General features: G+C 48.7%; 13 protein-coding genes. 7 read left to right on the top strand and 6 right to left on the bottom strand.

Features of this window, described 5'->3' with window-relative positions; translation table 11 throughout:
• Positions 1–8: 8 nt before the first annotated feature.
• Entirely contained in the window at positions 9–896 is an 888-nt protein-coding gene (locus IQ256_RS05415) for an ROK family protein (RefSeq protein ID WP_193854528.1), read from the top strand.
• A 490-nt stretch (positions 897–1,386) separates the two neighbouring features.
• On the opposite strand, the gene IQ256_RS05410 is transcribed toward IQ256_RS05415, so the two are convergent.
• Both IQ256_RS05410 and IQ256_RS05405 read right to left on the bottom strand, forming a co-directional pair.
• Positions 1,387–2,817, bottom strand: a complete 1,431-nt coding sequence (locus tag IQ256_RS05410) for an aminotransferase class V-fold PLP-dependent enzyme (protein ID WP_193854527.1) — start codon at positions 2,815–2,817, stop codon at positions 1,387–1,389.
• Positions 2,818–2,972: 155 nt separating this feature from the next.
• Positions 2,973–4,781, bottom strand: coding sequence for an ABC transporter ATP-binding protein (locus IQ256_RS05405; RefSeq protein WP_193854526.1), 1,809 nt, complete (start codon positions 4,779–4,781; stop codon positions 2,973–2,975).
• 909 nt (positions 4,782–5,690) lie between these two features.
• Between IQ256_RS05405 and IQ256_RS05400 the strand changes: the two genes are divergently transcribed.
• The 5 genes from IQ256_RS05400 (at position 5,691) to IQ256_RS05380 (ending at position 11,494) form a co-directional block, all read left to right on the top strand.
• Positions 5,691–6,206, top strand: a complete 516-nt coding sequence (locus IQ256_RS05400) for a DUF937 domain-containing protein (RefSeq protein WP_193854525.1) — start codon at positions 5,691–5,693, stop codon at positions 6,204–6,206.
• A 96-nt stretch (positions 6,207–6,302) separates the two neighbouring features.
• Complete coding sequence (miaB, locus tag IQ256_RS05395; RefSeq protein ID WP_193854524.1) at positions 6,303–7,664, top strand: tRNA (N6-isopentenyl adenosine(37)-C2)-methylthiotransferase MiaB; 1,362 nt, start codon at positions 6,303–6,305, stop codon at positions 7,662–7,664.
• Between the two features lie 132 nt (positions 7,665–7,796).
• The gene (locus tag IQ256_RS05390; protein ID WP_193854523.1) at positions 7,797–9,224 is read left to right on the top strand and encodes an NAD(P)/FAD-dependent oxidoreductase; all 1,428 of its coding nucleotides are present in this window, start codon (positions 7,797–7,799) and stop codon (positions 9,222–9,224) included.
• 170 nt (positions 9,225–9,394) lie between these two features.
• Positions 9,395–10,663, top strand: a complete 1,269-nt coding sequence (locus IQ256_RS05385) for a WD40 repeat domain-containing protein (protein ID WP_193854522.1) — start codon at positions 9,395–9,397, stop codon at positions 10,661–10,663.
• A 90-nt stretch (positions 10,664–10,753) separates the two neighbouring features.
• Entirely contained in the window at positions 10,754–11,494 is a 741-nt protein-coding gene (locus IQ256_RS05380; RefSeq protein WP_193854521.1) for a DUF2993 domain-containing protein, read from the top strand.
• Here IQ256_RS05380 and menH read toward each other — a convergent pair.
• The 3 genes from menH to IQ256_RS05365 form a co-directional block, all read right to left on the bottom strand.
• Positions 11,487–12,293, bottom strand: coding sequence for a 2-succinyl-6-hydroxy-2,4-cyclohexadiene-1-carboxylate synthase (gene menH / locus IQ256_RS05375; RefSeq protein ID WP_193854520.1), 807 nt, complete (start codon positions 12,291–12,293; stop codon positions 11,487–11,489). The genes IQ256_RS05380 and menH overlap by 8 nt on opposite strands.
• Positions 12,294–12,476: 183 nt before the next feature.
• Positions 12,477–13,667 (bottom strand): glycosyltransferase family 4 protein, encoded by a 1,191-nt coding sequence (locus tag IQ256_RS05370; protein ID WP_193854519.1) that lies wholly within the window; start codon positions 13,665–13,667, stop codon positions 12,477–12,479.
• A gap of 32 nt (positions 13,668–13,699) precedes the next feature.
• Positions 13,700–14,806, bottom strand: coding sequence for a DegT/DnrJ/EryC1/StrS aminotransferase family protein (locus IQ256_RS05365; RefSeq protein ID WP_193854518.1), 1,107 nt, complete (start codon positions 14,804–14,806; stop codon positions 13,700–13,702).
• A 685-nt stretch (positions 14,807–15,491) separates the two neighbouring features.
• Here IQ256_RS05365 and IQ256_RS05360 point away from each other — a divergent pair.
• Positions 15,492–16,514: a Gfo/Idh/MocA family protein gene (locus tag IQ256_RS05360; RefSeq protein ID WP_193854517.1), complete on the top strand. Its 1,023-nt coding sequence runs from the start codon at positions 15,492–15,494 to the stop codon at positions 16,512–16,514.
• A 126-nt stretch (positions 16,515–16,640) separates the two neighbouring features.
• Here the strand turns inward: IQ256_RS05360 and IQ256_RS05355 are convergent, their stop codons facing one another.
• Entirely contained in the window at positions 16,641–20,075 is a 3,435-nt protein-coding gene (locus IQ256_RS05355) for a GAF domain-containing protein (RefSeq protein WP_193854516.1), read from the bottom strand.
• Positions 20,076–20,200 lie beyond the last annotated feature (125 nt).

Raw genomic sequence — 20,200 nt, 5'->3', positions numbered from 1 at the left:
GTAATGAAATGGCACTTTTGGGCGGGATTGAAGCAGGGGGTACTAAGTTTGTCTGCGCGGTGGGTACTGGCCCAGATGATCTGCGAGCTGTTGTCCGTATTCCAACAACCACTCCAGATGAAACGCTTCCCCAAGTTGTCGATTTTTTTCGTCAGCAAATAGCTAAAGAAGGCGTTCTAGATGCGATCGGTATTGGCGCTTTTGGGCCGGTAGATGTTCGAGCAGACTCTCCTACTTTTGGTTGGTTTCTAGATACACCCAAACCTAGCTGGCAGCAGATAGATTTCGCTGGCGTAATCAAGCAAGAGTTAGGTGTTCCTGTGGGTTTTGATACGGATGTTAATGCGGCTGCCCTAGGCGAGTACCAGTGGGGCAATGGCCAAGGGCTAGAGAACTTTATCTATCTGACCGTGGGCACAGGTATCGGCGGCGGCGGTCTGGTCAAAGGTCAACCTATTCACGGCCTACTGCATCCTGAAATGGGCCATATCTTGATTCCTCACGACTTATCAGCGGATCCTTTTCCCGGCTGCTGTCCTTTTCATAAGGACTGTTTAGAAGGACTGGCTTCTGGGTTTGCGATAGAAAAGCGATGGCAGCAAAAAGGCGCAATCCTCCCTGAAGATCATCCGGCATGGGCACTGGAAGCTGGCTATTTGGCAACAGGATTAGTCAACTTTATCCTAATGCTTTCGCCCGAGCGAATTGTGATAGGCGGGGGCGTTATGGAACAGAAACAGCTCTTTACGCAAGTTCGCAACCAGGTGCGTAAAAAGCTCAACGCTTATCTGAGCGTATCTCAAATTACCGACAACATCGAAGACTATATCGTGCCGCCTAAGCTAGGGAGTAGGGCGGGAATTTTGGGCGCGCTTGTGCTAGCGCAGAGGGTATAAGAAGTCAGCACAGAGCTCTACTATTATCAGTTGCAGCGCACTCGCATAAGAGTTTCTTAGTGGAAAGAGAAAAAGAAGAGAAAAAGAAAACAAAGAGAGAAAAAGTCTGCTACCAAAGACGGGTGCGTCCGCATAAATCCTGTGTGACTGTTGATCATGCAGGACAGCGCTGGCTTTTTGTGTTGTTCCTATTGAAGTTTCTGAGGGTGCATCCCACTTATGCAGAGCTATCGAGCCCTCACCCTCTAACCCCTTCCTTCCGTAGAGCTTGCTCTTCTCGTAGAGTAGGAAGAAGGGGAACCGGATTCAAAGTCCCTCTCCCGATAGGAGAGGGATTTAGGGTGAGGGCGAGCAAATGACTTACGAAAGTGGGATGCACCCGGTGATTAATGTTGATATCGGTTCCGCCTTTGAGACAGTAGAAGATAAGCTGTCTAGCTTCCTCAAGAACCTCTCTCGATAACGAATGGTCTTTTCTCTATTTTATTGATTAGCGCATCTCCTGTTCTAGCCGCTGGGCAATCGCGACTAAAGCCTCAAAGAACTGATCGATGTCTTTTGAGCGGGTTTGATTATTACAGATAACCAGGCGAAAGATCGTTTTTTCCTCTACCTGGGCATAGTTCACCATTGCAGTGCCGCTTTCCCACAGCGCCTGCCGCACGCTGAGCGTTAGCCGATCTGCGTGCTGTCGGTTTTGAGGGAGATATCGAAAGCATAGGTTCACCGACTCTCTAGCAGACACCAGCTCCAAAAGCGGATGAGCCTGGATAATAGCTTCCGCCTGGCTAGCCAGCTCAAAGTAGCTGTCGATCAAAGCTTCCCAGCCGCGATCGCCCAAGTGCCGCCAGACTAGCCAAAGCTTGAGCGCATCCACTCGCCGACCACAGTGCATCGTCGCCGGGCCAAAATCTGTCGGCGCTTCTGTAGACCCTGCCATCGGCGCTGCCTCCGCATGGAACAAATAGTCAGTCCCCGAAGCAGAGAACGTATTCAACATTTGGCCGCGCTGCTTGACCAATAGCAAAGAGCACATCAGCGTCATCCCCATCATCTTGTGGGCGTCCCACACCACTGAGTCTGCTAGATTTGCGCCGTTCATGAGATGCCGATGGGTAGGGCTAAGCAATACGCTAGCCCCCCAGGCTCCGTCTATGTGGAACCATAGGTTCTGTTCGCGGGCGATCGCACCAATCTCTTCAAACGGATCGTAAGCACCGCGCACAGTTGTTCCAGCAGTGCCAGCAACAAAGAATGGAACCGCGCCTTGAGCGTGCGCTTTATCAATCAGCTCAGCCAGCGCTTTTGAACTCATTTTGCCAGCGCTATCCGTAGGCACTTTCCATAGCTGCTCCGTGCCTAAGCCCAACAAATGAGCCGCTTTATCAAAAGAATAGTGCGCTTCTTCAGAAACGAACGCAATCAGCCTTGGGCCATTGGCCATACCGCTTCGTTTAATAGCCGGTAGAGCCTGATGACGAGCGATCGCCATTGCCATCAAATTTCCATTACTTCCACCGGTTGTAAACTGTCCTTCTGCCGCCTCAAAGCCTACTAGGTCAGACATTTTAGCGATCAGCGTCTGCTCAATTAAAGTGGCAATTGGAGCAACCTCGTACGTATACATTGAGGTATTTGCAGCGCTCGTGATCACATCACCCATGAAACAGGCTGCATTAAAGCCGCCCCATAGCTGATTAAAGTAGCTATGGTGAGCTGTCTTGAGCGCATTGTTCAAGTAGTGAGCAATATCTGTTTGCAGATCCTTTATGGGCTTGCCTGCGTCTGGCAAATCTAGAGATAGTTGAGATTTCAAAGCGACAGGTGCGAGTGGCGGCTTAAGTGGGCCAGATCCATCAGCCGCCGCCAAGAAATCTTCAAGCTGCTGCAACAGCTCATAATAGTCTGAGGCTTTGAACATAATCGATTGATAAGTGACGGGCCATGTTGACTATAGCAACCAACGTAGATGAGAACAGTACCGTTCAACAGTACCGTTCACAGTCCCGTTCATAGTGTGGCGCTCTTGCAATAAACCATTACCAATCTCGATATAAAAGACTAGTAAGCGCATCGCTAAAGAGTGAGTTCACCGCTCGCCTGTAGCTGATCGAGTCTTTGGTAGAGACCGCCTTCTGCAATCAGTTCTGCGTGACTTCCGATCTGATCAATGCTGCCCTGGTCGAGAACAACAATCTGATCGGCATCGCGAACGGTGCTCAGTCGATGGGCGATGATAATCAGGGTGCGAGTGCCAAACAGCGATCGCATGGCCAGCTGAATTGCTCGCTCAGACTCATAGTCCAAACTAGAGGTAGCCTCGTCAAACACCAGTACGTCTGGATCGACGATCAGGGCTCTGGCAATGCCGACGCGCTGTCTTTGTCCGCCAGAGAGCCGGACGCCACGCTCACCGACAGTCGTGGAATATCCCTTGGGCAATTGCTGAATAAACTCGTGAGCTTGGGCAATCTTACAGGCAGTCATCACCTGTTCAAAGCTGGCCGTAGGATTGCCATAGAGCAAATTCTCCATCAGCGTTCCATTGAAAATATCCACCTCCTGATGTACGATAGCGAGCCGCCGCCGGTAGCTGCTGACATCGAGCTGTCGAATGTCGGTGCCATCAATCAGAATATGGCCGCTATCGGGCTCAAAATAGCGAAACAACAGTTTTACTAACGTCGACTTACCGGAGCCAGAACGTCCCACTAAGGCAACCGTTTTGTGTGGCTCAATCAGCAAATTAATATCTTTGAGCACCGGATTCTCAGCGCTGTAGCCGAACGTTAGCTGCTGAAAATGCACCTTGCCAGTGAACCGATAGTCAGGGCCATCTGGCAAGATCGCTCCCGCATCACGCCCCGGTGGCAGAGCGGTAAACTCCTGAAACCGAGCCATTGGCGCATATCGACGAGCAAACATTTCTGCTAGATCGCAGATCGGATCGACTTCAGCATAGGCCATACTAGCGATGGTTAAAGTCGTGATAAAGTGACCAATCGAGATTCTGTTGTTGAGCGTGAGCCACAGGCTGCCAGCGAGTACAACAAACATGCAGCTTTGTACAAAAGTTCGCTGGTAGGCGCTAAGGATGGTATAGCCCTTGTGAATGCGATAGTCGAGCACTTTGAACTCACGATCTAGACGCTGAGTCTGTCGATGTAGCTCTTTAAGCTCATTGCCAAAGGCTTTGACTGTTTTGATATTGGTGATGATTTCAGAATTGCGACTATCGGTATCTTCGATATATTTATCGAGCTTTTCTTCCTTGGCAGACAGCCCGATCAGTCCCCAGAGACTGTATAGCAAGATTCCTATCACCGACAGTAAGACCAGTATGCCAAGTCGCCAGTCAATTAGCGTGATAATCACAAACACACCAACAATGCGAACAGCTTTGGGTATTAGCATTGCCACAAGACCTGGATAAGTCCAAGTGAAATTAGAAAGCCCTTTGGCCACTCTAGCTGCGATTCGACCTGGATTGTTCTCGTCGTAATACTCTAGCGGCAGCGTCAAGATCTTCTTGAGCGCGGATTCGGCGTGCTGCCGCCGGGCGCGAAAGGCCGTATCCCAGCTAAACCATCCGCCAGTCAGTGGCTGAATGGGAGCCAGTAAAATCGATGATAGGCCGATCAGCGCCACTAGTACCCACACAGAAAACTGCGGAGTAGCTGGCTGATTGAGGGCGATCGCAATTCGATCAATTACCCGCTGCAAAGCCGAATCGACCGGCTGCTGAGAGATAATGTTTAAGATCTGGCCAGTTGCATAGGGAATAAAGAGATCGATCAGTTGAAAAAAGCTAATAATGGCGGCGCTAAAAAGCGTGATGCGCCAGTAATCCTGGTAATAGCTCAGGATTCTAAGAAAATTCTGCATGGTTTGTAGATAAAAGCAGGTTAAAAAAGAGTTTGCATCTGTTTTTAGGCAACAGAAACTATCGGCGAAGCTGCAGCTGCCAGCGATCGCAGCCTGACTACCGTATTTTCTAAAACAATTCTTTCCAAAACAAAAAAGACTTTGACCAAGAAACACTTGCTGACAAGCGCTTCCTACAGAGTTCCTAACAAGCGGCTACAGCCAGCCACGGCCAGCTATACGCCCAGCTATATGCCAAACGCAAGAATGCAATAAGCTTCTGACAATCGCGAAAAAAATCGCAAGAAACTGTCAGCTAGCTAGCGCGGCTCTGTGCTTTTTGGCTCCGTGTTTTTTTTGCTTAAGTAGATTGTCTGAGTCGAATCGTGGCAGACTACGCTCGGATTCGAGACTGATGGCTAGTGTGGAGAATAATAAAGAACATAGTAGAACCTCCTAAATATTGCTTGAAATGCTTGTTGCTAGGGCTCTGAGAGATTTGCCCCGATAGATCTGTCGTACTAGGGTTGCAGTTATCTAGAAATGAATTCCCTAGTGACGAATGATAGAAGGTTGCTTGATCATAGATTCTCTTTCAGGTTTTCTCTAATGCTGCTAAGACCGACGCTTTTACAACCGTCGCCGACCGTCACCAGTCACCGTTAGAGCTGTCCTTATCCTAAAAATTGCTAGCTTTGCAATAGTAGCGAGAGAAAGCTGATCGCGCAACCGTTTTCAGAAACTTTCTGAATCTGGTCTTTTTTATTTAGTGATGAGAGAATTCGATTGCTATAGCGATTTACTTTTTGAGTACTAGACGCATGTCACTAGCAGCACCTACGACCGAAGGCCGTATAATGCCATAGGCTAGCGTCATCATTAGCGTTAGACCAAGCTTATCTTTTTTAAAGCGGGATTCTATTTTCATCTATGGGACTTTTTGATCAGGTCATGAAGGCGGTTGCAGATCCTAGTCGTCAGGCGAATGTTGGCCAGCTCAGTCAGATTTTGGGCGCGGCTAAGCAGATTGCTAATGAGAACAATGCCGATGCCGATACGATGAAGCAGGCGATGTCTGTGATTGGTGGCTTTGTGCGATCGTCACTCAATGACACGCGCCAGGCGCAGGGCGATGATGCCGCCCAGTCACTGATCGAAGAAGGATCGGCTAACGGCGCGGCGGTGATTCCTAAGCTGTTTAACAACGCGCAGCTAACAGAGATGGTTTCTACGGTCACTCAGAGAACGAATCTTAATACGAACCAGGTTCAAGGCATTCTGCCGATGGTTTTGCCGCTGGTGATGCAGTTTCTCAGCTCGGGTAATGCCAAAGGCGGCGCGACTCAGACTGGCAGCAATCCGATTTTGACCGCCTTTCTAGATAGCGATAGTGATGGCGATGTCGATATGGGCGACATGCTGGGTATGGCTAGCAAATTCATGTAGGCCAGTTATAGAGTCGAACGCTATCTAGTTAGTGTCATATTTTGCCCTTCAATGTCACAATGAAGTGCTAAAAAAGCTGATTATCCTCTTTTTGCCATGAGCGAATCTCGCCGCTATCACGTCACCACCTTCGGCTGTCAAATGAACAAGGCCGACTCCGAGCGCATGGCAGGCATCCTAGAAAAAATGGGAATGCGCTGGGAAGCCGATCCTTTGCAAGCGGATGTGGTGCTATACAACACCTGCACCATTCGCGACAGCGCCGAGCAAAAGGTGTATTCGTATCTAGGCAAGCAGACCAAGCGAAAGCGCCAAGACCCGAATCTAACTATCGTCGTCGCCGGATGTGTGGCCCAGCAGGAAGGCGAGCAGCTTTTGCGCCGGGTGCCAGAACTCGATGTCGTTATGGGCCCGCAGTATGCTAACCAGCTAGAAAGTCTGCTGGCACAGGCAGCGCAGGGAAATCAGGTGGTGGCGACCGATCCGGTGCATATCATGGAAGATATCACGAAGCCCCGGCGAGAGAGCGAGGTGAGCGCCTGGGTGAATGTGATCTACGGCTGTAATGAGCGCTGCACCTATTGCGTAGTGCCTGGCGTGCGAGGGCTAGAGCAGTCGCGCACAAAAGAAGCCATCCGCGCTGAGATGGTAGAGCTAGGCGCAAATGGCTACCCGGAAGTGACGCTCTTGGGTCAAAACATTGATGCCTACGGTCGCGATTTGCCCGGCATTACGCCAGCGGGTCGTCGAGAAAATACGCTAACTGACCTGCTGCACTACGTTCATGATGTGCCAGGGATTGAGCGAATTCGCTTTGCAACCAGCCACCCGCGCTATTTTACCGAGCGGCTAGTGAAAGCCTGCGCTGAGCTGCCGAAGGTCTGCGAGCATTTTCACATTCCGTTCCAGTCGGGTAATAACGAAGTGCTAAAGGCGATGGGCCGAGGCTACACCCGCGAAAAGTATCAGCGCATCATCGAGACAGTGCGACGCTACGTTCCAGATGCTTCGATCAGCGCCGATGTGATTGTGGCCTTTCCAGGTGAAACCGAAGCGCAGTTCCAAGACACGCTGTCTTTGATGGAAGATATTGTGTTTGACATGGTAAATACAGCGGCCTATTCACCCAGGCCCAGCACACCCGCAGCCGAGTGGACCAACCAGCTAGACGAGGAAGTAAAGCAGGACAGGCTGCAGCGGATCAACCATCTAGTGTCGCAGCAAGCAGAGGTGCGATCGCAGCGCTATCAAGGCCGAATCGAAACCGTCCTAGTCGAAGCCGTTAATCCTAGAGATCCCAATCAGGTAATGGGCCGCACCCGTGGCAACCGCCTGACGTTTTTCCCAGGAGATATTAACCAGCTCAAAGGCCAGATCGTACCCGTGGCCATCACAGAAACGAGAGCCTTCAGCCTGAGCGGAGAACGGGCCGAAGCGCGGCAGCTAGTCGTAGCATAGTAGTATGGCCCCGCAAAGCATTGTCTGAGCGGCTAACTTTTGATTTTTTTGGCTAACTCTCATCAAATATTCAGACGCTTGCCATTCTCTTGGTAGACAATCAAGCGCATAGAGGTACAGCGGGGAAAGCCGATGTCAGTAGAATACGATTTGGTGGTAATTGGTGGTGGGTCCGCCGGACTGGTGGCCGCTAGCGCTGGCGCTCAGATCAATGCCAGAGTTGCCCTCATTGAAAAGCATTTGTTAGGTGGCGACTGTTTGCACTATGGCTGTGTGCCCAGCAAGTCGATGATTCACGCCGCCCAAATCGCCTACAACGTTAAAACCGCTTCCCGTTTTGGCATCTATACCAATGAGCCCAAGATCGATTTGCAAAAGGCTCTGGGCCATGTTCACGCCGTCATCGATACGATTCAAGCGCACGACTCGACCGAGCGATTTGAAAAGCTAGGGGTCGATGTGATTTATGGCAAAGGTCAGTTTGTCGATGAGAAAACCTTTGAGGTGAACGGTCGCCAGTTGAAATCGAGATCTTTCTTAGTAGCGACGGGGTCTCGCCCGTCTGACTTACCCGTGCAGGGTCTAAAAGAGGCGGGCTATCTGACGAATGAACAGGTCTTTAACGTCAAAGAGCGACCCGCTACGCTGGCGGTGATTGGGGCAGGGCCGATCGGCTGCGAACTCGGACAGTCTTTTTCTCGGCTGGGCTCGCAGGTGACGCTGCTGGCTAGTCGCGATGTGATCATGCCAAAAGAAGATCCTGAAGCCGCGAGGGTGGTGCAGTCGCATATGGAAGCCGAAGGCGTGCGAATTTTGACCAATACTCGGGCCAAGAGTGTCAAGGTGATCGATGGCAAGAAGCACATTTTTACAGGCAGTGAGACGATTGTCGTCGATGAGATTTTGGTGGCGGCGGGTCGCAGTCCGAACGTCGAATCACTAAACCTAGAAGCCGCTGGGGTGACCTACGACAAAAAAGGCATTAAGGTCGATGCCAAGCTGCGGACGAGCAATCATCGGATCTATGCGGCGGGCGATATTATTGGCGGCTATCAGTTCACGCATGTCGCTGGCTATGAAGCGGGCGTGGCGATGCAGAATGCGCTGGTCTTTCCGACCAAGAAGGCCGACTACAGAGTGATTCCGTGGGCGACTTTTACTGAGCCGGAGCTAGCTCGGGTGGGATTGACGGAAAGGCAGGCCCGCGATCGCTATGGCGACGATATTTATATTCTCAAGCAGGGCTTTGACGGGGTAGACCGGGCCCTAGCCGAATCGGCAGGCTACGGCTTTGCGAAGTTCATCACAAAGGGCAACGGCGAGATCTTGGGCGCACACATCGTTGGCCCGCACGCAGGTGAGCTGATTCATGAGGCAGTACTGGCGATGGCAAACAACCTTAAAGTCAGTGCGCTGCAGTGTATTCACGTCTATCCAACGCTGAGTGAAATCAGCCCTAAAACCGCTTTGCAACTGACCAAGCAAAAGTACGCCAAGAATACTTTCTTACAAAATAGCTTGCGGAAGTTCTTTAACTGGCGGCGTTCGATTGCTGGATAGCAGCCAGTACATTGGGCCAATACATTAAGCCAGGGTAATTGTATAAGATGTAAGTTACGTACAATTACTGCGCTTGACTACAGCTATCGAATAGATCCGACTGGATAGATCTAAGTAGATAGATCCAAGGGATTAGATCCGAGGGGTTAGAGCCAAGCGGATAGATCCCAATGGACTCAGACACGCAAAAGAAAACCGCCAGTTCAAAGACCGCCAGTTCAAAGGCGGCCAGTTCAACAACCGAGCCAAAACCCGATTTAGAGCCGCAGCCGCAGTCGCCGAAATCGAACGTCTGGAAGGGGGCGATCGCAGCGCTTGGCGTCATCCTGGCACTCGTCGCAGGCGGCCTGATTGTCAGCAGATCGGGTGGCACTCGTCCATCGGCCAACTCACCATCAGAGTCGCCTGTAGCCGATCAGAGCAGTGATACCTCACCCTCGCCAGACGAGTCAACGGTAGGCGTGCAGACGTCCGAAGCGCAACCTTCTGACTCGCCGCAACCTTCTGACTCGCAACCTTCTGAGTCCCAGATGCCATCGCCAGCCGCGTCTGTGCCCTCACTAAAGCTAGTGAGAACTCTCAAAGACCTCAGCCACGTGTGGTCGGTTGCTACTTATGTCCGAGCAGACGGTCGCCTGATGGTGGCAGGTGGCAACGCCGAAGGGGATATCAAGATTTGGGATGGGCCAGTCAACCAGCTAGAGCGCGTGCTGATCGGACATAACGACACAATTAGAACAGTGGCCGTCACCGAATCAGGCGACAGGCTGATCAGCGGCAGCGGCGACGGCATCAAGGTGTGGAATCCTCAGTCTGGCGAGCTGCTGTATAGTCTGCCCACTGAAACTGGCGCGCCCGTGTGGACGGTGGACATTAGCTCCGACCAGCGTACGTTTGTAAGCGGCAATTACAATGGGACAATTACTGCCTGGGATTTGGAGAGTGGTGACGCGCTCTATCGCCGGTCGGTAGATATGCCGGTTTGGTCTATTGCGATCGCGCCCGATGGCAACTCCTTTGTCAGTGCTAACGACGACGGCACCATCACTCAATGGGATCTAGCGACTGGCAGCGTTATTAAAGAATTCACAGGTCATCGCAGCACCGCCCGCGCCGTCGCCATCACCCCCGATGGCAGCACCCTTGCTAGCGGCAGTTGGGATACCACCATCAAGCTATGGGATCTAGAAAGCGGCGATCTCAAAGCAACCTTAGAAGAGCACAGCAGCCGCGTTGTTACCCTCGCTATCAGCCCAGACGGTAACACCCTCGCTAGCGGCAGCGTCGATCGCACGCTCAAAACCTGGGATCTTTCTACCCAGCAGCTCGCCAAAACGCTAGATACCAACGCCAACTGGGTATTGACCGTCGCCTTCGACCCCGTAGAGCAAACGCTAATCAGCGGCGGTAAAGATCAGTCCGTGAGAATCTGGCAGTAGACTTCTCCCTCTTCTGGAGGAAGGGGAGACTGTCGCAAAATACCTACACTCTATAGCATTAGTCAGGTAGGAAGAGTAGTAGGACAACAGATGAGTTCACGAGATGAGAATGTTGGCGAACAGGCAATTAGCAAGCTAGCTGAGGAGGGAATCAAGTCACAGCTAGATCAAGTTGAATCGCTAGATGTAGACATTCATACCGACCCTGGCAAAATTGCTAGAGGAGAGGTTGACCAAGCCACTGTTAAAGGGCGCGGCCTAGTGATCCAAAACGACCTGCGTACAGAAGAGATGACTTTGCAGACGAACGCGGTCGATATCGACATGCTCAAAGCTGCATTCGGTGATATCAAGCTAGAGCGGCCCACTGACGCGACTGCAAAAGTTGTCTTGAAAGCAGCAGATATTCAGAATGCTTTCAATGCCGACTACATCCAGCAAAAGCTCAGAGGTCAAAAAGTAGAATTACCCTCTGGTGAGAAAATCACTACCGATGCTAGCAACGTTAGCTTTACCATCCCTGAGGCGGGTCGGATTGCCTTGGCCGCAGACGTAATGATCTTTGAAAAGGTAGAGACTCATCACATTGCATTTTCAGCTAAGCCGAAACTCATAGAGAATGGCCACGGCGTCACCCTAGAAGATGTCAGATACGAAGAGTCTGACAACGACATGCCAGAACTTACTCAGGGCCTGATTGATACAACAGAATCTTTGTTGGATCTTAGATATTTTGAGCTAGAAGGAATGGATCTTCAGTTCGATAAGCTAACAGTAGAAGAAGATTCGCTAGTCATCGAAGCGGGAGCAACCATCAGCTCATTTAGCTAAGTGACCTGCCTGTCTTCAAGTACCTAACGACAGCATTAGCATAAGCGTTAGGTGCAACCAGATGCAGATTGTGACCGCACTGCTCAAAAACTAGGAGAGTTGTCTGCGGCTGGTGTTTTCGGCAGGTTTCAAACATCTCTTTGCCAATAGCAACAAACTTTTGATCCAGCTCTCCTACGACGATCAGTAAAGGACTTTTGAATAACGCCAGCTTGTTCCAGAGGGAAGGCTGACGTCCTAGGCTGAGGCCACATAGTGCTCTAGCGGCTTCTGTTGGTCTATTAGACAGACGACGCTGCAGCATCGCGGCATAGATGTCAGGATGCCGCTTTAGATTAGCGAATAAAGGATTGTTGTACCACTGCTCTAGAAATTCTGGCAGCGGCGTTTTGAGTAAGCTCAGCGCGGTCAGATCGTCTTGTTGTCGTCTGCAGTTTCTTTCAGCGGCGGTTTTTAGCCCCGGAGAAGCTGATTCTAGGATGACTTTTTCGGTGCGATCGCAGAATTCGCAGGTCAGATAGAGCGCTATTCTTCCACCCATAGAATAGCCGAGCGCATGCGTCTTTGAAATATTGAGATAATCTAATAGGTCGACAAGAGCCTGGGCGGTGCGGACAAAGGTGTAGTGGCCTAGTGCGGTGTTGGTGCTGCCGTGGCCAGGTAGATCGGGCGTAATGCAGTAGAAGTGAGCTGAGAGCAGCGGCAGAATCTGGCTGAAATCGGCGTGGCTACCTAAGAAACCGTGAAGTAAAAGCAGCGGCGGATTCTTGGGATTGCCAGCAATGGAGTAGTAGAGCATACATACGGAACTGTTGAAAGGCCACTTTTTGAAAGAGCAATCTTGTCTTTCTTTTCTTGAATTTCGGGCTGCCATAAGAACGTTGTCGTAGTGGCTATGCAGTCGTTGTGAAGTTACTGGCAGTAGCGACTCGCAACTCGGATAATGGAGATAACTGCGCTATTACACACAGTACCTCAAAGGCTAATAACAATATTGTTCGTAGAGTTTTTCATAGTCCTGCGTAATTTTCGCAATCGAAAATGTGCGTTCGACATGTTTCTGTCCAGATAAGCCAAGCGCCTGGCGGAGGCTTTTATCTTCTACTAGCCTTAGAATAGCTTCAGCTAAGCTGTCAGGATCTTTGGGTGATACGAGCAGACCAGTTTCTTCATTTTGAACGACGACCGACCCTCCTCGCAAATCGCTGATGATTGTAGGCTTGCCAAAGCACATAGCTTCGACCATCACTCGATTGAATTCTTCATTTTCAGAGACATTAACAAATATATCCAGCGCCGACATAATGTCTGGAATATCTGAACGCGCTCCGGTAAAAATTACTTTATCCTCTAGATTCAGCTTGATTACTGTCTCTCTTAATTCGGACGAATAGTTTTCGTAAGACTTTCGAGGGGCACCCACCAACAGAGCTTTTATCTTGGGCTCTTTGTCTACTATCTGAGCTAGAGCCTGTAAAAAAGTTGATTGCCCCTTATAAGGAGCAAGATGACTGATATAACCTATAAGACAACTATCCGGTTCAAGCTCGAACTTTTGTAGCACTTCGAGGCGATCGCAGTTTTTCCTTTGGCGAAATTCATCAAAATCAAACCCGTTGTAGATAATACTAATCGGTGGAAGCTTTGTCCCTTGAGGAAACGTCTGGGACTCGTACTCAGCGATTGTAATAATATGATCGGCCAACAATCTGGCTGCCGACAGGTAAAACTGCTTGAGTAGCCCAGGCTCCCAGATTTCGTGAAAGTGCCAGATACAAGGTACGCCGACCCGTCTTGCCGCAATGCCTCCGATAATAAAAGCATAAGGATGATGACAGTGAACCAGCTTTATCTCTCTTTGACGCAGTAGCTTGCTCACTTTATTAATAAGAGCAGGCAATCCCGATATACCTGCAATCAGATTCAGTGGATTAGCAAGAATTCGATTTCGACTCAGTCTTTCTAGCTGTCGCTGAACAGGAATTGTTACTGTAGCTATATCAGCGGCCTGCAATTCGGCAACAAACTGACCAGCCCCGTGAGTCAGCACAATAGGATTAAATTTACCGTGGCGGAGCTGTTTGACTGTAGCGAGAGTACTTGTCTCTACGCCGCCTATAAGTTCTATATCAGCAGATAAATTCGGTGTATAAAATAAGATATTTTTAGACATCAGAAACAATCCTACTTTTTAAGGGACGACTATCATTGGGAGAAGAACTGCTTTATCTGCTCGATTACATAATCCTGCTGTTCTATTTTCATACCGGGATAGATAGGTAGCGAAAGAATACAGCTAGCAGCTTTTTCTGCCACAGGCATTGGCTGGCAAGAGAACTGTCTGAAGGCTGGCTGTAAATGTAGGGGAACTGGGTAGTGGATGCCAGTCGCAATCTCTTTCTCCTCAAGAAAAGCTTGTAGGTTGTCGCGCACTGCTTGACTACTGCAATGGATAACATAGAGATGAAAGCACGGCAATCGATGTTCGTCAAAAGCGGGCGGTAGCTGTAAAGGCATGTCTGCTAACTGCCGATTGTAGTAAGCCGCCAGGCTTTGTCTTTTATCATTCCAGGTATGCATGTATGGAAGTTTGACATTGATGAAGGCTGCTTGCATCTCATTTATCCTAGCGTTGTAGCCGACCATAGTATGAAGATACTTTTCCTGTCGGCCATGATTTGCCAATATTCTTACGGTTTCGGCTAGCTTTTGATGATTGGTGATGACCATGCCAGAATCTCCTAATGCGCCTATGTTTTTGCCTGGAAAAAAGGAAAAGCAGGCTACCTGGGTTCGGCTGCCTACTAGATGACCGTTTTCACTAGCTCCATGCGCCTGAGCACAGTCTTCGACAAGGGCCAAATTATGCTTTTGTGCGATCGCAAGGAAAGGAGCCAAAGGAACTGGCCAGCCGTGCAAATGTACTAAAATGATCGCTTTTGTTTTCTCGGTGATAGCTGTTTCAGCTAGCGTTGGCTCGATGCCTAACGTAATAGGCTCAACATCTACGAATACAGGGGTAGCGCCTACGATACAGACAGCCTCGGCGGTAGCGAAGAACGTCATCGCAGGAACAATCACTTCATCGCCCGCTCCGATATTGAGCGCTCTTAGTGCAACAACTAGCGCATCTGTTCCACTTTTAGTACCGACACCATACTTACAATGATGCAGCCGTGCAAATTCACTTTCTAACGCATCTACCTGAGAACCTCCAATAAAACTATTACTCTCAAACACGCTATAGAAAGCCTGTTCAAGAGATTCACGAAGCAATCTATGCTGCCAGTCTAAGTCTACAAACTTAATCATTTTTCCCTATAGATTTTACAAAAAACGACATAGTACAGGGCGATACCATCAGTGCGCTCTAACTGCTGTGTATTTTTTGGGTGATAGTAGGCTCAACCCGGCGAGACTTTGTTTATAGCCAGGCTACTTGCTTATAGCTAACCTAGTTGAGCCGAGCCAATTATTGGTGCAATGAGCTTTATAGACCGTCTTCCCTTTAAGCGTTTACTGCTCGAACTGACGAAAATTCCTCTATGATCGTATCGCATAAGAACCTAAGGACGAGCTTGAGGACGCAGCCAATATTCTGTACACTTCCACCTACTGCTGTATGAGATCAAAGATTTATAATGGGGTCAATCGATAGCAACAGTAGGGCATATCGAGGCTATTGACAGATTTTAGGACTAGCGGATTTTTAGGCAGCGTGGGCAACAGTATTGCAGATCACATTTGCTAGCTTTACTTTATCTGTAAACCTTTGAATGCGTATAGACGCTTGTATAAGCAGCATTCCATCTGTTGCTATCTCAATTCGACAGATGTATTCTACCGGAAACATTTTTTTTCGACATAGAATCAATTATCAGTTAAGTTGAGAACTAGCCACGAGAATATCTAGCATGAGCAGAATATTTTTCATCAACTAAAGCAAGAAGGGCTGTAGAGCGTCAGGGTGCTGTAGAGCTGTTATGATTTGCAACTAATGAAACGTACAATTAGCGTTGGAATTATTGGTTTCGGATACTGGGGAAATCATCTGGTAAGAAACTTTTTCGCGATTCCAGATGTGCAGGTTAAGGTTGTTAGTGATCTAGATTTAAACAATTTAAAAAATGTCAGGGTCTGCTATCCGAATGTTCAGATTACAACTAACTGCAGAGATATTTTCACAGACCCTGAAATTGATGCGGTAGTCATTGCTACTCCTAGCTCTACGCATTATTATCTGGCTATGAGAGCTTTGCTCGCAGGCAAGCACGTCCTGGTTGAAAAGCCCTTAGCAGACACAGTAGATAGAGCGGCAAGGATGGTGGCCGAAGCAAATCGACGTAATTTACTGCTCATGGTGGACCATACTTTTGTCTACACCAGTGCAGTACAAGAAATTCGGAAATTAATAGCTTTGAATCAGCTAGGAAATATTTATTACTACGACTCAGTACGAGTTAATTTAGGAAAATTTCAGCGCGATGTCAATGTAGTTTGGGATCTAGCAGTCCACGATCTGTCCATCATAGACTATGTCTTACCTTACGAACCCTATGCAATCTCTGCAATAGGCGCAAGTCATATTTATCGAAAAAAAGAAAATATTGCTTACTTAAGGTTGTTTTTCAAAGAAAACGTAATCGCTTCTGTCCATGTCAACTGGCTAGCACCGGAAAAGATACGCCTTACAACGATTGGAGGCGATCTCAAAATGCTTGTCTACGACGATCTAGATTCAACCAAAAAAATAAAGGTTTATGATAAAGGCATTGTCTCAAGTAGTCACTTCAACGATTGTCACAATATGCCGATTGGCTACCGAGAAGAGGGAATATGCTCTCCCCAACTAGACAGAACAGAAGCCTTATGGAAAATGGGGTCTCAATTTGTTGAGAGCATTAGAGAGGGTAGCCGTCCGGTGTCGGACGGAGAGGCCGGACTCCGAATAGTCAGAATGCTCGAAGCTGCCGATCACTCAATCGAGCAGCAGGGGAAATTAGTTGAGTGGTCGTCTTGACTTATTAGTTTCTAGCCTTCTTGGCGGTTAGATTTTGCCTATTGGACAACCTGTTAGACAATCAGATTCGCAATCAGATTCGCAATCAGATTCTAAGCACGCTGCCATTCAGAAGCTAGAACATCGTTAAGCTGCTTCCATCTTAGTTGGCAGCTCAATGACAAAGGTAGTGCCTTCACCTACGACTGATTCGCAGTACAGCTTACCACCATGTTTCTCAATAATTTGATAGCTGATAGAAAGCCCCAAACCTGTGCCTTTGCCGACTGGCTTGGTCGTAAAAAACGGATCGAACAGTTTGTCTAAGGCATTCTTTGAAATCCCTCTACCATCGTCTTGAATCGAAATTCTCACCCGCTCACTATCTATTTGCTGAGTTTTTATGTGAATTGTCTTGTTCTCTTCCTCTTCGGTAGCAGGCGTGATCGCCTGAAGTTCATCGATGGCATTCGTAATCAGGTTCATAAAGACTTGATTGATCTGACTCGCATGGCATTCCACTAAAGGAAGCTCGCCATAGTCTTTAGCAATCTCAACAGAGACTTTTGCGCGGCTAGTCTTCAGCCGATGCTGCAAGATTAGCAAGGTGCCTTCGATACCCTCTTGCAGATCGACGGCTTTCACCTCTGCTTCGTCTAGTCGTGAGAAGTTTCGCAGGGATGTAATGATTGAACGAATCCGCTGAGTCCCCGTAGATAAGGACATACAGAGCTTAGGCAGATCGGCACAGAGATAGTCAATATCAGCATCTTCTAGCAGCGCCTGAATCTCCTCAGAGGGGTCAGGGTAAGACTGTTGATAAGCCTCAAGTACTTTTAAGAGGTTAGTTGAGTACTCCTTTAGGTGAGCCACATTAGCGTGGATGAAATTAACGGGATTGTTGATCTCATGGGCAATCCCTGCTACTAGCTGACCTAGACTAGACATCTTCTCAGTTTGGATCAGCTGGGTCTGAGTTGCTCTAAGCTCAACAAGTGCGGTGGATAGCTGGCTGTTTTTTTGCTGATCGCTAGCGGCGAGAGAGGCATGTTGTGTGGCGACACCGAGCTGGGCTGCTATTTGCTCTACAAACTCGACCTCAGAAGCATTCCATTGGCGCGGTTGCTTATGCTGGTAGGTGCCTAGCAAACCCCAAAGCTTTTGTTCTACGAAGATAGGCACCAGCACGAATGCCTTAATTTGAAACTGTTCATACAGATCTAAATGGCACTGAGAAAATCCGCAGTCATACACGTTATTGACAACGCTAATTTTACCATCACGGTATCGACCGCCTTCATTCTCTTGAAGGTAAGTGTCGTCCCAAACAGTGTTTATACCTAGCTGCCCCACGTTAATCTCTTCTAGGGCAACGCTTTCAAACTCTGCAATGAACTCGCCTCCCCAATCCTTGTCGAACCGATAGACAGAAGCTCTGTCTGCTTTTAGGACCTGCGTGAGTTCCTTTGTTGTTGTTTTGAAGATCTGGTTGATATCTAAAGACTCACGAATCTTAGCAACGATGCTAGATAGGGTCTTTTGCTGATCGATGGCTCTAAACAGTTCTGTGTTGGATGCCTTGAGTTCTCTAGCCTGATGCTGCATACGGGTAAGCAGTGTAGAGTGCTGTAAGGCGACTCCAAGCTGCCCCGAGATCTGACTGACAAAATCTACTTCAGAAGGCTTCCACTGTCGAATGTGCTGCTGTTGAAAGACGGCTAGAATACCCCACAGCTCTTGACCAAAAAATATAGGAACGTTGATAAAAGATTTGATCTCGTACTGGTTGTAGATATCGATATGGCACTGCGAGAAGCCTTGTTGTGTGACATCGTTCACAACAAAGTTCTCTCCGTTTCGATAGCGCCCGCCTTTTGTCTCCTGTAGATGGGTATCGTTCCAGACGGTATTCTCACCAAACTGACCCACCTCCTTCCAATGTGGACTCACGCTTTCAAAGCTGGAGACAAACTCGCCCCCCCAGTCTTCATTGAAGCGATAGACCGAGACCTTATCGGCCTTCATTAGCTGACTGAGTTCTGCGGTCGTAATCTGGAAAATATCTTCAATGTTGAGAGACTCACGAATCTTCGCAACAATACCAGAGAGTGCTTGCTGCCTTGAGATAAAGCTTTCAAGTTCTGCATTTGAAGACTGTAGCTGTATTGTTTTCTGCTGAAGCTGTTCAGTGCGCTCTTCTACTTGCTGCTCTAGATTGGCATTGAGTGATTGCACCTGTTGATAGAGTCTGTACTGCTTGATTGCAGTTGAAAATCGTTCGCTCAGTGCTTTGGCGTAGCTGATTTCAGCGAATGTCCAAGCTTGAGAAGTTCCTGTTTTCTCTTGTTGCCATACTTCAAAAGAGCGTCTAGCCATCAGCTGTCGGCTATCTGGATTATGCCAGCCTGCCCAGGTGATTTCTGTATCGATCTCATCACGGAAGACGCTAAGAGAACCAACCACCTGGTCACCGTAGTAAAGCGGTACGATGAGTAATCCCCGTACAGAAGTAGGCTCGAAAAAGGGCGCTAGTGTTCTAAACAGGGGTTCACGATAGATATCGTTGATGGCCCATATATCAGGGTTCTCTTCGGGGGTAAGTCCTTTATCTCCTAGTTTGTATGTTGCGTTCATCCATTGAACAGACCAGGGCTTGTAGCCTGTAGTATCTGGATTGGCTTCAGTGACAGAATGAACGAAGTTTTTCCACAGATAGTTCTCTTCGACTGTTCGATTATGTTCTACGTCGATAACGCTAGGCTGTAAACCATATATATAGATCTCTTTCGTGATATCGGCCTCTGCCATCACGTATAGCCGACCGCCAGAGCCGCTAAGAGTTTCAACAGCTTCTTCTAGGGCAGCTTGTAACTTGATAGCAGGGCTGGTCTGCAGTAGCTTGGTGACGCGGTTGATGTTAGCTTCTTGCTGCGCTTGCGCTCTGACACGGTTGAGTAAGATGGACTGGGCGATCGCAACCCCCACTTGATCGACCACGGCTTGAATAAACTGTAGCTCTGCTTCTGTCACTGCTCGCGATTCGCTGTGGTGACAGGCTAAAAGGCCCCACAGTTGACCTGGTGAGGCAGCTGGCTCTTTGCCTGTAGAGAGTTCTTCTAACACAATCGGTACAATGATAGAAGATTTGACGCCCATCGCTGTGAGGTACTCTTCGTGACACGGATCTAAAGGTCTGTAGCGAATGTCTGGGCTGTCTTCTGAGTGACTGGTCGTTGGATTCTCTAGCGGACTAATGCCAATCATGGTTCGATCGACATCAACAACTGATCGCTGTCTCGCTTTAAGGAATAGCTCGCGCGCATAAGGTGGAATATCGTCTGCTGGAAAGTGAAGACCTTGTAGAGAAGGCAAGCGCTTTTCTTCTATTGATTCGGCAATTACTACACCACTATCATCCGGGTTGAACTGATATACCTTGACCCGGTCAACTCTCAGATAGTCTCGAACCTCCACCACCATCGCATCTAGTATCTCTTGCAGCTCCAATGACTGACGAATGCGATTTGCAATCCGATGTAGCAGTCCTTCTTGCGTAACTACTGTCGCTGTAGGTTGAGACATATGCGTTAGGATGAAAAGATTCAAGCTTGGCAAATTTTCATCCCTAGCATTCCCCGTATAGCCTAATCGCAACGAAGCGGCGGCTACATATCACAGGGCGTCGTCTAATTCGGGCTCTTATCCTG

The organism is cf. Phormidesmis sp. LEGE 11477 (assembly GCF_015207105.1).
Taxonomy (GTDB): Bacteria; Cyanobacteriota; Cyanobacteriia; order Phormidesmidales; family Phormidesmidaceae; genus Phormidesmis.
The sequence above is the reverse complement of the archived record's forward strand: the minus strand, read 5'-3'. Positions and strand labels throughout refer to the sequence as shown.

Excerpts from the sequence above, each read along its gene's own strand:
- IQ256_RS05405 (WP_193854526.1), bottom strand. The coding sequence starts at position 4,781 with ATGCAGAATTTTCTTAGAATCCTGAGCTATTACCAGGATTACTGGCGC.
- IQ256_RS05390 (WP_193854523.1), top strand. The coding sequence starts at position 7,797 with ATGTCAGTAGAATACGATTTGGTGGTAATTGGTGGTGGGTCCGCCGGA.
- IQ256_RS05380 (WP_193854521.1), top strand. The coding sequence starts at position 10,754 with ATGAGTTCACGAGATGAGAATGTTGGCGAACAGGCAATTAGCAAGCTA.
- IQ256_RS05360 (WP_193854517.1), top strand. The coding sequence starts at position 15,492 with ATGAAACGTACAATTAGCGTTGGAATTATTGGTTTCGGATACTGGGGA.
- IQ256_RS05410 (WP_193854527.1), bottom strand. The coding sequence starts at position 2,817 with ATGTTCAAAGCCTCAGACTATTATGAGCTGTTGCAGCAGCTTGAAGAT.
- IQ256_RS05415 (WP_193854528.1), top strand. The coding sequence starts at position 9 with ATGGCACTTTTGGGCGGGATTGAAGCAGGGGGTACTAAGTTTGTCTGC.
- miaB (WP_193854524.1), top strand. The coding sequence starts at position 6,303 with ATGAGCGAATCTCGCCGCTATCACGTCACCACCTTCGGCTGTCAAATG.
- IQ256_RS05370 (WP_193854519.1), bottom strand. The coding sequence starts at position 13,667 with ATGTCTAAAAATATCTTATTTTATACACCGAATTTATCTGCTGATATA.
- IQ256_RS05365 (WP_193854518.1), bottom strand. The coding sequence starts at position 14,806 with ATGATTAAGTTTGTAGACTTAGACTGGCAGCATAGATTGCTTCGTGAA.
- menH (WP_193854520.1), bottom strand. The coding sequence starts at position 12,293 with ATGCTCTACTACTCCATTGCTGGCAATCCCAAGAATCCGCCGCTGCTT.
- IQ256_RS05400 (WP_193854525.1), top strand. The coding sequence starts at position 5,691 with ATGGGACTTTTTGATCAGGTCATGAAGGCGGTTGCAGATCCTAGTCGT.
- IQ256_RS05355 (WP_193854516.1), bottom strand. The coding sequence starts at position 20,075 with ATGTCTCAACCTACAGCGACAGTAGTTACGCAAGAAGGACTGCTACAT.
- IQ256_RS05385 (WP_193854522.1), top strand. The coding sequence starts at position 9,395 with ATGGACTCAGACACGCAAAAGAAAACCGCCAGTTCAAAGACCGCCAGT.